A 13,907-nucleotide genomic window follows, 5' to 3' on the forward strand; every position below is an offset into this window, starting at 1 on the left:
AGAACAAGCGACTGCGAGCAGGCTGGGATGAGAATTACTTACTCAAGATTCTGACCGAATAAGATGCGTTTGCCCTGGAGTTTTCGGCTCCTAGTGGCACTGCGGCTGCGTTTGAAACTGCGATGAATACTTCTACTAGCCCATTGCGGACTGCACTGCAAAACCTCGCTAACTTTGCCGGAGATCCAGATGGGGTGTTTCCACTTAAGCCGACTAAGGCCGCAGTCGTTCATCCTTACCCAGCCTTGAGCATGTGGGGAAATTATTCTAAGCTGCGACAAGTGTTAGCCAAACTCACATCAGGCACGGCTTACGCAGACCTCAGCATTGCTGATAAAACCTATCTGCAAACGGCTTCCTGCACGATCGGGGTCTTGGCATACAACATCGACCAAATTCAAAAGTTTGACCCGACCAACGTAAATAATGATTATGACTACTTTGGCAACAACACATTCGTTCTAACGCAGTTAGCCGAGGAGCTTCAGGGGCTGATGAATGGTGACGAGAGTGATGGAGAAGTTTTGCCGAAGGGTCAAATGGCCAGTAGAGACTACGACCCTAACAGTCCTCGAACGGGACTCACCGGACTACCCAAGGACATAGATTATAGAGACGTTCCTCCAGAGGCTTGGATTGGTGCCCTAAAGCAACGAATTTTGTTGAAAGACCCAGCCTTCACCGCATTACCTACTACTCAAGAAGCGTTAGCCAAGGTGATGACTGATCCAAGGGTGAGAATGGCAGAGCTAATCATGCTCAAGTATCAGATTCGCCGCGATCGAGCGTTTGGCTTCCGTTCTTCTCCTGCCTTTGGCTCCTATGTGGGTCAAGCAAATAGCAAGAAGTACGTATTGCCATCTGCTTGTAACCCAGACGATTTTAAGTTTGCCAGTTTAACTCAACCTAATGCTGCGGGCCAAACGGTAGGAGACGAAGGTAGATATCGATTAGCCCTCTCTCGCCTATGTGGTGCTCTAGATACCACTAACTACAACCCTGATGATCCCACTAAGAGAGCATGGGTGCTTCCTAAGTTTCCTGCCCTCTACTACATCTTTCCAGAAACAGATCACAAGTTAGCGGGTGCATTAGAGCCAGGAACTCCGATCTACGATCACAGGCAACCCGGATCTGTTTTAAAGGCCGAAGTTTTAGCTGCTGCGACACCTGCGGATATTCTGGCAAAAAGCGACAGTAGAGCCACAACTGATGAAGAACCCTATGTCAAAGATGCCTATGTCAAAGATGCGAGTGTTAATGGGGATGTGACGTTTAAGGTAGTTGGCACTTCAACGCTCCTTAGAACTCCCGATTACACGCTAAATGTCTCGCCGCCTACGCCTACTGCCGCGGCTGCTAGTGCGACACCTGTACTCAGCAGCTACCCATACACAGACACGACTCCATTCCCAGTAGCTGACTATGCGCTGGGGTCAGCGATCGCCCTCACTCCTCAGCCATTAGCTAGTTGGAACCTGCCTCACACAGCGCCACTGAATAAATCTGAACCACCTGTAAGCGGTGGGCCTAATGTTTCGCCAAACATTATCTTGTCAACCAATGGCGATAAGGTTGCGGTTCCATTCCTCGATCGGGCCTTCTTTGACGGTCGCCAAGTCATGCTGATGCGATCACTTGACATCGATTTAGGAATGCTCCGCAACAGTGGCATTGGCTCAGATGTTTGGTTGCCCGAAAGCGGCATCATCTATGCTTTCCGCGAAGATGCAATTCGTGAAGACGCGATCGTCCGTCCGGTTGGCACAGACACAGACTTGAGAAACCCAGCCAAGCCCACAGATCCCGATTTCACCAGTGGCATTTCTACCAAGGCAGTAGACTTTAGACCTGACCCTGAACGGCGAGTGCATGGCTTCCGCCTACGCAACGGCTCCGAGGTCAAGCGCAAAGACTCGCTCTTAGAATCCGCTAAAAACATTCGTGGGTTGTCCTTCTTCACCGATCAACCTGTCTATATCCAAGGAGACTTTAATCTTCATCAAACAACTGGCTCAGAAGATGCAAAAGGCGATCGGTTAGAAGAGTTTGTTGAACAGTTGCCCGATAACGCTCCCTATGACGAGGGCAAATTTTACGGACGCAAAACAACTAACTACGCTAACTTCTCGGCTTCAGCCAAAGACCGTTGGCGACCTTCTGAAATTTTGGCAGACAGCATTGGTATCCTCTCGAATGACTTCTGCGATGGCAGCATTGCTGACACCTTCGTCGGGCCCGACTTGAGCAAGAAAACTGCAAGTCCGATCGCTGACTTCAGCCTTCTTCCTGATAATGCTCAACGACAAAATTATTTCCGCGATCAGTATGGCGACGCTGCTAAGTCTGGGCTATTCGGTCCTGGCTGCACGGGCAAAGGTTACACTTCATTCCACAACCGCAACATTTCTCAGAAAGAGTTACCTGTTCCAACGGTACTGGGTAAAAGTGTGAGTTGGGATTGGGTACGCGAAAACTCCTCTAATGCAACCTTGCCTCAGCGAAATTTCACTGCCGCCGCTAACTACTGGGCTGACTTCACCTCACCCATCAAAATCTCTCGCGCAGGTCAACCTTTAATCGAGGCTCCTCAATCCACCATTGGAGCGGGCAAAAAGCCTGCCTTACCTCGTCCTGTCCTTTATGGAACTAGGTTTGGTGTTAATAGTTACTATCCGCTCAGTGACAATGGCGAAAAGTTGATGTCAGCCAAGCAAACTAGAGTTAACGCTACTGTGGTGAGTGGCATTGTTCCATCTCGCAAAGATCAATCTTATGGCGGGTTACACAACTTTCCGCGTTTCCTTGAGACATGGAACAACAGTGTCCCGTTGAACTTCAGTGGCTCTTTCTTACAGCTTAGTTTTAGCAACTATGGAACCGCCCCCTATGACCTTGAAGGTTGGGAGATTACTGATACTGATCTCAGTAAGGAGAACATCAAGTACTACATCGCCCCCGCTCGGATTTGGGGTTATGACGTGGGTCTGCAATTAAGTCCGGCAGGCCCTGCTGCCACTCGTTTCGTTACCTCTAGCAAGAGCCGCAACGAGTTCTATAACGAACCTGCTGTCAACGACCCTTACATCAACATGCTTTGCAACGCTGCTAAAACCGTCGCAGATCCAAATTTTGGTCCTCCTAAACCTGCTGAAGTCAACTGTCCCAAACAATCAGGAGCATGACATGTCAGTAACACCTACAAAAAAATGGCTTGCTCCCGGTTTTGCCCTCAGCTTCAGCTTGAGTCTGACCCAAAAAATAGCAGCCTCTAGGCAACGATCGGATCAGGGTCTAACCCTGATCGAAGGGTTGGTGGCGATCGTGGTAGTCTCTATCACGCTCGTCAGCATCACCCCTCCGATCTTTTGGGCAACAGGCACCCGTGTTCAAAATCGCCGAGCCGAACAAGCCTTACAACTCGCTCAAGGTGAAATCGATCGCGTCCGCACGCTTGTCGATCAGGGACAAGCCACTATCAAGCTATTACCTCCTGTCGGTGCAGACAACATTCGCGTTGCCAATAGTGTTCCTGCCCCCACCAGTGCCAAAAGTGGTCTTGTAACTGTGAATCCGAGCTGTAAAACAAATCCAGATAATGGCGAGTCACCCGCACTGGGTGAATACATCCAGATCAACACCGATCCCAATCCTGAGAATCCTAATGACTGCAAACCTAACTTTCTGATGCAAACCTTCCGCAGCACTGGGCTTGATGGTGATGGAAACCCAGTGACAGGCAGCGCTATTCCTGAAGGATTTGTGATGGGGGTTAGAGTCTACTCGATCGTGGCTGAACCTAACTTAATCGGCAGCAAAGCTGAGACAACGCAAGCTAGCTTAAAGGGCACTAATGGGCTTGGAAACCAACTAACTCGCCCTCTGGCGGTGCAATACTCCACGATCGTTCGCAGCAACGCCAGCAAAAACTTAGATCTTTACAGGAAGCTTTGCCCAACTGCTGGTGCAGGACAGTGCTAGAGGTTCTTACATCACTTGTTTACACATAATCAGAAGGCTTGAATCAGGTTGAAAAACAATGGCTAGAAAATGGTTTAAACAAGGAAGTCAGCGCCTCCGTCTATCTTCTAAGAGGCGTAAATCAGCAGGGTTTACACTGATAGAACTTTTAGTCGCAATGTTTATTGGCGGCGTTATTACCAGCATTTTGCTCTTTTTGGTGGTGCAGCTATTGCAGACTAGCCAGCGAGAATCTGCCCGCAGTGACACCCAGCGCGAAATGCAGATGGCACTCGACTATATTGGGCGCGATCTGCGTGAAGCTGTCTATGTCTACGATGGCAACTGTCTAACTAATAGCGCTTATAGCTATCCATCGGGTAGCACGTGTTCAGGCTTACTTAAATATCTGCCTACTGCCGGGGCTGACAATCTTCCAGTCCTGGCATTTTGGCGTGTTGATCCTCTACCTCCAGACATTGACAAGCTTTGTCAAAAGAACGCCACAGCATTCTCCGAGCAAGACAAGGCAAAGCAGGATGCGGCGCTCATTCCGATTAGTGGGATTCCCTGTGTTTCTCGTCGAATGTATACGCTAGTTGTTTATTCCTTAGACTCGAAGGAAAATGACAAACCCTGGAGCGGTAGAGCCAGAATTAAGCGCTATCAACTTCCTCAATATATCTATAGCGCAGACACCAAGGACAAAGTGACATCTGGCTGGAGTTTTCCAGCAGGCGGTGATGTCTCTTTCATGAGTTGGCCCCTTGATGCCAAAGGCAAAGAAGCTCCAACCAGAGGAACCCCAATTTCTAACAGCAGCAATACTCAGGTACTCGTCGATTTTGTGGATCAAAAAGGCTTATCTGTCGATCAACAAGGCTTACCCAACGGAACTCTTACTACCAATGCTGTTTGTCCATCGGTTCCAGTCACAAACCCAGTCACGCCTGGATACGTACTCACGCCAAGCTCGACTGACAATAGAGGCTTTTATGTCTGTGTCAAAGGTGCAGAAAGCAACGGCAACTTAAACCAGGAGGTTTCTATTTTCCTGCAAGGCAACGCGGCTGGAAGACCGGGACTTCCGCTCACTACGAGTAATGTTCCTATTTCAATGCAAACCCGTGTGATGACACGCGGCTCTTTAGACAAGAGAATTTAGTCATCTGCTGCTTTCGTGCCTCAACTGAGAGAAGGAACATGAAAAAGAGGAACCGTTCAAAACGATCGATCGCAGGCTTCACCTTAATCGAAGCGCTAGTTGTCATTATCATGGCTGGCATTTTGTTTGCGATCGCTGCCCCAAGTTGGGTGGGCTTTCTAAACCGCCAACGCCTCTCAACCGCACGAGGGCAAGTGTTTGAAATATTGCGATCGGCTCAAGCTGATGCAAAACGAACCAAAGTCAGTCGAGCGATCGTCTTTGACAACACAACCACCACAAATCAGCAGCCGAGAGTAATCGTCGTTCCTGTGCTTGACAACACTTCAACCCCAAGTGGTGTCATTACTGGTGTCAACACTTCAGATGGAAGATGGCAAGTTTTGGGGAATGGTGACATCAAGGCAGGAGCCATTAAGATCGCTGGAAAACCAGACAAAGGCACTGAAACCGATAAGGGCGCGATCATCTTTGACACCTACGGCAATGTCAATCCAAACATAGGTGCTACGCCATATACGATCACGATTCAAGCCGCAACACTTAAAAGCCCTAAGCGTTGTGTCAAAGTTACAACGCTGTTAGGGGCAATGACTTCAGCAGAAGATGGTGACTGTAATTAGCGTGAATCGATAGAAGTGGTTCACCCCGATGATGAATTCGGGAAGCCCCCTAAATCCCCCAAAATTGGGGGACTTTGAACCGAAAATTTTGGCTGGAAGTCCCCCAAATTGGGGGATTTAGGGGGCAGAAGCCGCTGAGAACGAAGCGAAAAAACTCGTCGAACTCACGTGTAATTAGCGATCGCATCCACAATTAATCAAAACTAAAGATAATTTTTGGGAACTCTAAGCCAGACGATCACAGCGCTTAGAGTTTTTCTATGAATTCCCATATCCATCGTTTTAGTAGAGCTAAAGGCTTCACACTGATAGAACTTCTGGTTGTTCTGATTATTGTTGGAATTCTCTTTGCGATCGCGGCACCTTCTTGGATATCGTTTCTCAACCATCAGCGCTTAAACACCGCTCAAAGCCAAGTTTTTGACATTCTACGTCAAGCGCAAACTACCGCGAAATTAAAGGGCGTTGACCAACAAGTCAGCCTCCAATCTAAAGGCGGCAGAGTCGAGTGGGCAATTCACCCAGCTACTCTCACGGCTTCTGACAGTCTGCCGTGGAACAGCTTGGGCGAAGGCGTTCAACTCAATGAGGAGACCACCTTACTCAAATCGAACGAAATTTACAGAGTTCGATTTAGCCATTATGGTGAAGTAAAGGGGAGTCTAGGAAGGGTTACGCTCTCTGCCCCAAACAGTCAAGTCAAGCGGTGCGTTATCGTCTCAACATTACTTGGAGCCATGCGAACTGGAGAAAACCGTCCGGGGCGGGCAGGCAACCCTTGTGATTAGCCTTGCGCTTTGAGTGCCGCTTGAGTTTTTGCCCGATCGAGCTTCAAAACTAGCGTAGACATCGGGGGCAAACAGAGGTCGATCGAGTAAGGTCGCTCATGATAGCTCCATTCCTCAGTCCATTTTCCTCCCAAGTTACCCATATTGCTGCCGCCATACTCACGAGCATCACTGTTTAAGAGTTCTGTGTAGAACCCGGCTTCTGGGACACCGACTCGATAGTGACTATGAGGCTGCGGGGTAAAATTGCAAACTGTAATCACAAATTCATCAGAGTCTTTAGCCCGACGAATGAACGCAACCACACTATGCCGATTGTCGCTACAGTCAATCCATTCAAACCCTGGCTCTGCAAAATCTTGCGTGTAGAGAGCGGGTTCACTGCGATAAGTGGTGTTGAGAGCTTCCATAAAATGCTTGAGCTTTTGGTGTGGCTCAGATTGCAAAAGCTGCCAATCCAAGTCGCCCCAGACATTCCACTCACTCCACTGCCCAAACTCCATACTCATAAACAGCGTTTTCTTGCCGGGATGAGTAAACATAAAGGCATAAAGGCAGCGCATATTTGCCAACTTTTGCCACTCGTCGCCGGGAATTTTACCGATGATGTTGCTCTTACCATGCACTACTTCGTCATGGGAAAGCGCCAGCATAAAATTCTCGCTGTGGTTATACCACATGCTAAACGTGACGTTGTTTTGATGAAATTGCCGGAACCATGGATCCATGCTGAAGTAATCGAGCATGTCGTGCATCCAGCCCATGTTCCACTTCAGGTTAAAGCCTAAGCCACCAACGTAGGTGGGCCACGAAACCATCGGCCAAGACGTGGATTCTTCAGCGATCGACAGCACCCCCGGAAAGTAGCTGAAAATTGTATGGTTCATCTGACGCAAAAAGTCTGCGGCTTCAATGTTTTCTCGACCGCCATATTGATTCGTCACCCACTCGCCGGGTTCGCGGCAATAGTCAAGGTAAAGCATCGACGCAACGGCATCCACGCGAATTCCGTCAATGTGATATTTGTCGAACCAGAAGAGCGCGTTAGAAACCAGGTAGTTGCGAACTTCGTGACGAGCGTAGTTAAAAACGAGCGTGCCCCACTCTTTGTGTTCGCCTTTGCGAGGATCAGAGTGTTCATAAAGGTGACTGCCGTCAAAGAAGGCCAGACCATGACCGTCTTTAGGAAAGTGACCCGGAACCCAATCGACAATCACTCCAATGTCGTTGGCGTGACACTGATCCACAAAGTACATGAAGTCTTGGGGGGTGCCATAGCGAGACGTGCAGGCGTAGTGACCGACGACTTGATAGCCCCAAGAACCATCAAAAGGATGCTCGGCGATCGGCATCAACTCGATATGAGTGAACCCCAGATCTCTAACATAGGGAATCAGCTTTTCTGCCAGTTCTCGATAGGTGAGAAACCGCGCTCCGGGCTGGAGTTCTGAAACCACGACGACGGGTTCAGTTTCTCCGTTGGGGAGTTTGGCAGGCTCGGCAGAAGACGCATGGAGCCAAGAGCCGATATGCACCTCATAGACCGAGATGGGATGCATCAAAGGCTCAGTGTTGCGGCGACGCTCCATCCAGTCTTGGTCTTGCCACGTATAGGAATCTAGATCGGTGACGATCGACGCAGTTTTGGGTCGCGGCTCTTGCTGAAACCCATAGGGATCAGACTTCTCATAGATATGCCCGTCCTGATTTTTAACTTCGTATTTGTAGTGAGTGCCAATTCCTAGCTCTGGAATGAAAAGTTCCCATACCCCAGTCTTACCGCGCCGCATCTGGTGTTTGCGTCCATCCCAGTGGTTAAAATCGCCAATCGCTGAGACGCTGCGGGCGTTAGGTGCCCAGACTGCAAAGTAGACTCCTTTAACGTTATCAACCTGAACCGCATGGGCACCCAGTTTCTCGTAAATGCGGTGATGGTTGCCTTCAGAGAATAGATGAACATCAAAGTCAGTTAGAAAGGGAGAGCGAAATGCGTAGGGGTCGTAAATGACGCGATCGTGATCCCCTTCTTTGATTCTCAACTGATAATTGCTGAGTTCGGGCGTGTCGATCGTGCATTCAAAAAAGTGGGGATGATAAACCGACTGCATTGGATATTCTTCTCGCTGTTCGGGCAAGATCACCCAGGCAGCATCAGCAGTAGGTTGATAAACTCGCACGACCCAGACCGTTTTGCCATCCCGCTCTACTGGATGCGGCCCCAACACCTCAAAAGGATCTTGATGTTGGTTCCAAACAATCCGTTCTACCTGATCGGGGGCAATGGTCATAGACATGAAGCTACCTACCTAATAAATGGCGATCGTTAAAGAATTCTCAGAATGAGGCTTGAAGATCTGTAATTAGATTATTAAATCATTATAAAAGTCTCATTTTATTTACATTTTGCCTGATTTGGGAGCCAAAAACCATTTAATCCCAATCATAGAACAAGCCCCAACCTGTGGCATTCACGATCGGGGCTGTTTAAGCTAATTTAATTTAGACGACTAATCTAAAACTCAAGCTCTGCCACGAGGCAAAACTCAAGCGCTTCCGGTGAACGTCACTTCTGGAAACTTCGACTGAGCTTCTGCCATCGGACGGCGTTTGCCCTCTTCTTGCCAGTAGTTGATCACTTCAGTTGCTTTGTTGAGCAACTCAACACGGTCAACCTCAGCAATCCAGTGTTTCTTCTCTAACTCAGTTTTGAGTTGCTCCCAGGCATCATTACGAGGCCAGAAAAAGTAAGAAGTTAGAGGACTCGTGCCTTTACCAACCACCTGATCGACTGCTAATGCGACGTTCTCATCTAACCAAAGAACCTTTAAGATAAACTTCGACAATCCAAAACCTCCAGCGCGATCCCAAGCTTGATTACAATCAGTTATTCTATCGTACTGTTCTATAGATGGGAGAGATTACTAAATTTTGGATCATTGGGAGAGAGGCGTGTTGAATCAAGAACTGGATGCCGAATTGAAGAGATTAGCGGCGATCGTGGTGTTTGATATTGATGGCGTTGTGCGGGATGTCAGTGGTTCTTATCGTCGTGCTCTAGCTGACACTGTGGAACGTTTTACTCAAAATGCCTATCGTCCGACCTCTCAAGAAATCGATCTCCTCAAGTCAGAAGGGGCATGGAATAACGACTGGGAGGCATCTCAGGAGCTAGTGTATCGATATTTTGAGGCACAGGGAACTCTACGCAGTTCGATCGATCTCAACTATCAAGAATTAGTAACATTCTTTCAGTCTAAATATCGCGGCACTGATTCTGAACACTGGACGGGCTATATCTGCGCTGAGCCTCTGCTTTTAGAACCTGCCTATCTAGATTCGCTGACTCAATCAGGAATTCGCTGGGGCTTTTTTAGCGGAGCGACGAGGGCCTCTGCAAATTACGTGCTAGAAAAGCGATTGGGATTGCAATCTCCTGTTTTAATCGCGATGGAGGATGCTCCGGGCAAGCCTAACCCTGCCGGACTACTGGATAGTGTGCAACGGCTTGAGAATGAGCCTGAACAGATGACTCCAGTGATTTATGTTGGAGATACGGTCGCGGATATGGTTACGATCGAGCGATCGCGAACCCTGCAACCCGATCGGATCTGGATCGCAGTCGGAGTTCTACCACCCCACGTTCAACAAAACGCCGAGCAAACTCATTATGTCAACACCCTCTTTCAAGCAGGAGCCGATGTCGTTTTAAACAACGTGCAGGAACTCACGCCTGAAAAAGTTTTTGAGTTGACGAGGCTTTAAGCCTTTAACTGCTACTGAAGGTTTAAGAATTTGTCAAGCGCGGTGGCAATTTTGGGCGGCCAGCGACGAGTTGTTTTCACCCAGTTGATGTCTTTGTAGCGGCGATCGAGTCCGACCGCAGACACCCACTGACTTTCGGCTTCGCCCTGCTTGCCCTGCACCCAGAGTGCCGCAGTCAAGGCTGCCCGCATATCGGCAAACTTGGGATATTTGCGAACTAAGTTTTTCATCGTGCGGACTGCCTCATCAGTTTGCCCAATTTGATACTGAGCGAGAGCATAGTTCGCACGGGCAAAGGCATATTGGGGTGCAAGGTTGGAGGCTTTTTGGAAGTCAGCGATCGCCCGTTCCCAGTTGCCCAAACCCGCTTCAGCATTGCCGCGATTATTGTAGGCTGCCGGATCGTTCGGCTCAAGCTCTAAAACATGGTTGTAGTCAGCGATCGCGGCTTCCCACTTGCCCAAGCCTTCTAAAGCCGCACCTCGGTTTAGATACGGATCGGGGGCACTGGGGGCAAGCTCCATCGCTTTGTTAAAATCTGCGATCGCGTCATCTAGCTTGTTTTGGCTAACTCTGGCATTGCCTCGATTGCTCCAAGCAGCGGGATTGTCAGGGAAGCGATCAATGATTTGAGTCCAATAGCCCTCAGCCGTGGCAAAATCGCCTTTATTTGTTGCTTCAAACGCTTGCTCTCTGAGAACCCCCAATTGCTCAAACAGATCGATCGCCGAGGGCTGAGACGGAGCGACTTCTTCAGCCGCCCAAACGGGAGAGATACCTAACCCGATCAGCCCGACCAGCAAAAAAGCCAAAAAAGCCAAAAAAGATTTCAGCAGCAAGCCACGCATTCGATCACTCCAGATTCACGACATGAGAGAAAGTTGACTGTCGGGGGGCTGATAGCCCAGGTGTTTCCACGCCGCCGCCGTCGCAATGCGCCCACGCGGGGTGCGGCTGAGATAGCCAATTTGCATCAGATAGGGTTCATAGACTTCTTCGATCGTCTGCGAGTCTTCCCCAGTTGAGGCAGCGAGAGTTTCAAGTCCGACAGGGCCGCCATTGTGCCGCTCGATCATAAAGCTCAGAAGGCGGCGATCAGTCCAATCCAGCCCACATGGATCGACATCAAACAATTCCAGCGCTTCTGCCGCAATTTCTTGAGTCACTTCTCCAGATGCCTTGACTTGAACGTAGTCTCTGACTCGTTTTAACAGGCGATTGGCGATTCGGGGTGTGCCACGAGAGCGACGGGCAATCTCACAGGCACCCTCGGTCGTGATCGGCGTATTCAGCAGAGATGCTGTCCTGAGAACGATGTACGCCAGTTCGTTGAGTTCATAAAAGCGGAGTTTTTGAATCAGACCAAAGCGATCGCGCAAGGGTGAAGTCAAGGCTCCAACGCGGGTCGTTGCCCCCACTAAGGTAAAAGGGGCAAGCTTAATCGACTGGGTTCGGGCACTCCGCCCTTTGCCCCCAATGATATCGACCCGAAAATCTTCCATTGCCGGATAGAGCAACTCTTCAGTAATTCTGGGCAGACGGTGAATTTCGTCAATAAACAAAACGTCGCCCGGTTGCAGCGTCACGAGCAAGCCCATAATGTCACGAGGACGCTCTAAAGAGGGGGCACTGGTAATTTTGCAATTCACCCCCATCTCAGAGGCCAAAATCAGCGACATGGTGGTTTTGCCTAAACCTGGAGGCCCATAGAGCAGCAGGTGGTCTAATGGCTCTTTGCGAACTTTGGCCGCTTGAATCGCAATATCTAAGACATCTTTTAAGTCTTTTTGCCCCACATAATCACTCAACTTCTGAGGTCGAAGCCCTTCTTCGGGTTTGCCGTGTTCTTCTGGCTCTGACTCTGGGCGCACCAACTCAACCCCAGATTGTCTGCGGCGCTGACCCGATTCAGAGATCTGCAAGGGCAAAGAGAGATCCTCCAACTGGGCATTGGAGCGGTCTGGCTCTGATGGCTGTTTCTTAGAAGAGATAATCGCCATAATTGAGTACAATCATACCCGTAGACCTTGAAAAAAGATGACGATCGACGTGACTTTTCCAGTTCCTGACGCGATTTCTTTTGAAGATGCCATTGAGCTGACTCAATCTCTTTTGGCTGAGATGGAGCAGGGGAGCCTGTCTGATCCTGAAATTGAACGGACGATCGCGGCATTGGCTGCCAGTGAAAATGGCGCACGAGGGTTCTTCGTCACTTATTTAACTGACCCGCGATCGTTGGCAGATCATCCTTCTTCTGTGGTGGTGGAGGGGTTGCGATCGTCGCCAGAAATCGTATCTGAATTGCTGGTGAAAAATCTGGCGATGTCTACCGCGATGATTCTTGCCCATACACGCAATCAAAATCTAGACATGGCGCAAGGGTCAGAACGAGTACAGCGGCGAACCACTCACCTGATTCAACAAATTCAGCTTGCACAGGTTCAAACCAAAACTCACAGTCTGTTAGAGAGCATTGCATCTGGGGCGGGGCAGTATCAAAGCTTTTTGGAACGCTGGGGATATGATGCTGCCCAGAGACAGGCGATCGCTCAAGCCCTACAAAGTATCGTTAAGCGTGCCATCACCTGATATCCTGTCTACCATTAAGGAGATGAGCAAATCTAGTTATTTTGAGCAAATCTAGTTATTTGTAGTTCAGATAAATTCACGATTTGATCAGCATCTCCACTCACAATTTAGCAGAGTTGCTTCAGCCAAGGGGAACGATTACTTGTTGAAACCAGTCAAAGCATTTGCCCGCAACGCTATCCGGTTGCTTCCCGTCCGTCATCCGTGGTGGACGAAGCTTGACCTACTCAAAACGCTTGTACAACGAGATCTAGAGGCTCGCTACAAGGGTTCGATTTTGGGCAACTTGTGGTCACTGATTAACCAACTGGTGCAACTACTGGTTTACACCTATCTGTTCTCGATCGTGCTTCAGGTAAAACTCAGCATTAAGGGGCTACCTGCCAACAACTTTACCTACGGACTCTGGCTATTCGCGGGGCTAGTTCCCTGGACTGCCTTTTTGATCGGGCTTATGCAGTCATCTACCTCTGTCATTACACAGCCTAACCTGGTCAAAAAAGTGGTTTTCCCTCTGGTTTTGCTGCCTCTGGTGCCCGTTTTATCCGCTTTTGTCGAGAGTTCGCTCGGCTTGATGGCGTTGATCACCTTTGTGGCATTTACGGCTAAGACGATTCACAGTACACTTTGGTTACTTCCATTGGTTTGGGTGCCACAATTGCTGCTGACCGCAGGGTTGGGGTATCTTACGGCTGGACTGACAGTATTTCTGAGAGACATTCCGCAGACGATCGGCGTTATTCTCAATCTTTGGTTTTACGTCACCCCCATTATTTACCCGGTTTCGCTGATTCCAGAGTCTGTGCGGTTTTGGGTCTTTTGGTTAAATCCTTTGGCGGTGATCGTCGAAGTTTACCGCGACTTAGTATTAGTTGGAGAAGTTCACCACTGGGCACAATGGGCAGCGACTTCAGTGTTTTCCTTGGCCATTTTTGGTGTGGGCTTATTTGTGTTTAAGCGGTTGCGTCCTGCCTTTGCGGATGTAATCTAATCTGAAAGGATAAGCGGCTAAATACCGCG

General features: G+C 49.2%; 12 protein-coding genes. 8 read left to right on the forward strand and 4 right to left on the reverse strand.

The window, feature by feature from the left end; all coding sequences use genetic code 11:
• Positions 1 to 122 precede the first annotated feature (122 nt).
• The 5 genes from C7B65_RS16645 to C7B65_RS16665 all read left to right on the forward strand — a co-directional run bounded on the left by C7B65_RS16645 (position 123) and on the right by C7B65_RS16665 (position 6,536).
• The gene (locus tag C7B65_RS16645) at positions 123 to 3,185 is read left to right on the forward strand and encodes a hypothetical protein (RefSeq protein WP_073073476.1); all 3,063 of its coding nucleotides are present in this window, start codon (positions 123 to 125) and stop codon (positions 3,183 to 3,185) included.
• A gap of 1 nt (position 3,186) precedes the next feature.
• Complete coding sequence (locus C7B65_RS16650) at positions 3,187 to 3,981, forward strand: type IV pilus modification PilV family protein (protein WP_073073478.1); 795 nt, start codon at positions 3,187 to 3,189, stop codon at positions 3,979 to 3,981.
• A 58-nt stretch (positions 3,982 to 4,039) separates the two neighbouring features.
• Positions 4,040 to 5,125, forward strand: coding sequence for a PulJ/GspJ family protein (locus tag C7B65_RS16655; protein ID WP_073073479.1), 1,086 nt, complete (start codon positions 4,040 to 4,042; stop codon positions 5,123 to 5,125).
• A 38-nt stretch (positions 5,126 to 5,163) separates the two neighbouring features.
• Complete coding sequence (locus C7B65_RS16660; RefSeq protein WP_073073482.1) at positions 5,164 to 5,748, forward strand: type II secretion system protein; 585 nt, start codon at positions 5,164 to 5,166, stop codon at positions 5,746 to 5,748.
• Positions 5,749 to 6,008: 260 nt separating this feature from the next.
• Entirely contained in the window at positions 6,009 to 6,536 is a 528-nt protein-coding gene (locus tag C7B65_RS16665) for a prepilin-type N-terminal cleavage/methylation domain-containing protein (RefSeq protein ID WP_073073484.1), read from the forward strand.
• Here the strand turns inward: C7B65_RS16665 and glgB are convergent.
• Both glgB and C7B65_RS16675 read right to left on the reverse strand, forming a co-directional pair.
• Positions 6,533 to 8,830 carry a 1,4-alpha-glucan branching enzyme gene (gene glgB, locus C7B65_RS16670; RefSeq protein ID WP_073073485.1) on the reverse strand — a complete coding sequence of 766 codons (2,298 nt, stop codon included), beginning with the start codon at positions 8,828 to 8,830 and terminating at the stop codon, positions 6,533 to 6,535. The genes C7B65_RS16665 and glgB overlap by 4 nt on opposite strands.
• Positions 8,831 to 9,079: 249 nt before the next feature.
• Positions 9,080 to 9,379 (reverse strand): 30S ribosomal protein PSRP-3, encoded by a 300-nt coding sequence (locus tag C7B65_RS16675; protein WP_073073487.1) that lies wholly within the window; start codon positions 9,377 to 9,379, stop codon positions 9,080 to 9,082.
• 106 nt (positions 9,380 to 9,485) lie between these two features.
• On the opposite strand from C7B65_RS16675, the gene C7B65_RS16680 reads away from it, so the two are divergent.
• The gene (locus tag C7B65_RS16680; RefSeq protein ID WP_223257418.1) at positions 9,486 to 10,298 is read left to right on the forward strand and encodes a TIGR01548 family HAD-type hydrolase; all 813 of its coding nucleotides are present in this window, start codon (positions 9,486 to 9,488) and stop codon (positions 10,296 to 10,298) included.
• Positions 10,299 to 10,309: 11 nt separating this feature from the next.
• Here the strand turns inward: C7B65_RS16680 and C7B65_RS16685 are convergent, their stop codons facing one another.
• Together C7B65_RS16685 and ruvB are read right to left on the reverse strand one after the other, a co-directional pair.
• Entirely contained in the window at positions 10,310 to 11,146 is an 837-nt protein-coding gene (locus tag C7B65_RS16685) for a tetratricopeptide repeat protein (protein WP_083583036.1), read from the reverse strand.
• A gap of 15 nt (positions 11,147 to 11,161) precedes the next feature.
• Complete coding sequence (ruvB, locus tag C7B65_RS16690; RefSeq protein WP_073073489.1) at positions 11,162 to 12,298, reverse strand: Holliday junction branch migration DNA helicase RuvB; 1,137 nt, start codon at positions 12,296 to 12,298, stop codon at positions 11,162 to 11,164.
• Positions 12,299 to 12,335: 37 nt separating this feature from the next.
• On the opposite strand from ruvB, the gene C7B65_RS16695 reads away from it, so the two are divergent.
• Positions 12,336 to 12,887, forward strand: coding sequence for a hypothetical protein (locus C7B65_RS16695; protein ID WP_073073491.1), 552 nt, complete (start codon positions 12,336 to 12,338; stop codon positions 12,885 to 12,887).
• Positions 12,888 to 13,029: 142 nt separating this feature from the next.
• Entirely contained in the window at positions 13,030 to 13,878 is an 849-nt protein-coding gene (locus C7B65_RS16700) for an ABC transporter permease (protein ID WP_244913223.1), read from the forward strand.
• Positions 13,879 to 13,907 lie beyond the last annotated feature (29 nt).

Origin of the sequence: Phormidesmis priestleyi ULC007, assembly GCF_003003695.1 — a bacterium.
In the GTDB taxonomy this organism is placed as follows: Bacteria; Cyanobacteriota; Cyanobacteriia; order Leptolyngbyales; family Leptolyngbyaceae; genus Phormidesmis_A; species Phormidesmis_A priestleyi_A.

Excerpts from the sequence above, each read along its gene's own strand:
- C7B65_RS16645 (WP_073073476.1), top strand. The coding sequence starts at position 123 with ATGAATACTTCTACTAGCCCATTGCGGACTGCACTGCAAAACCTCGCT.
- C7B65_RS16650 (WP_073073478.1), top strand. The coding sequence starts at position 3,187 with ATGTCAGTAACACCTACAAAAAAATGGCTTGCTCCCGGTTTTGCCCTC.
- C7B65_RS16655 (WP_073073479.1), top strand. The coding sequence starts at position 4,040 with ATGGCTAGAAAATGGTTTAAACAAGGAAGTCAGCGCCTCCGTCTATCT.
- C7B65_RS16660 (WP_073073482.1), top strand. The coding sequence starts at position 5,164 with ATGAAAAAGAGGAACCGTTCAAAACGATCGATCGCAGGCTTCACCTTA.
- C7B65_RS16665 (WP_073073484.1), top strand. The coding sequence starts at position 6,009 with ATGAATTCCCATATCCATCGTTTTAGTAGAGCTAAAGGCTTCACACTG.
- glgB (WP_073073485.1), bottom strand. The coding sequence starts at position 8,830 with ATGTCTATGACCATTGCCCCCGATCAGGTAGAACGGATTGTTTGGAAC.
- C7B65_RS16685 (WP_083583036.1), bottom strand. The coding sequence starts at position 11,146 with ATGCGTGGCTTGCTGCTGAAATCTTTTTTGGCTTTTTTGGCTTTTTTG.
- ruvB (WP_073073489.1), bottom strand. The coding sequence starts at position 12,298 with ATGGCGATTATCTCTTCTAAGAAACAGCCATCAGAGCCAGACCGCTCC.
- C7B65_RS16695 (WP_073073491.1), top strand. The coding sequence starts at position 12,336 with ATGACGATCGACGTGACTTTTCCAGTTCCTGACGCGATTTCTTTTGAA.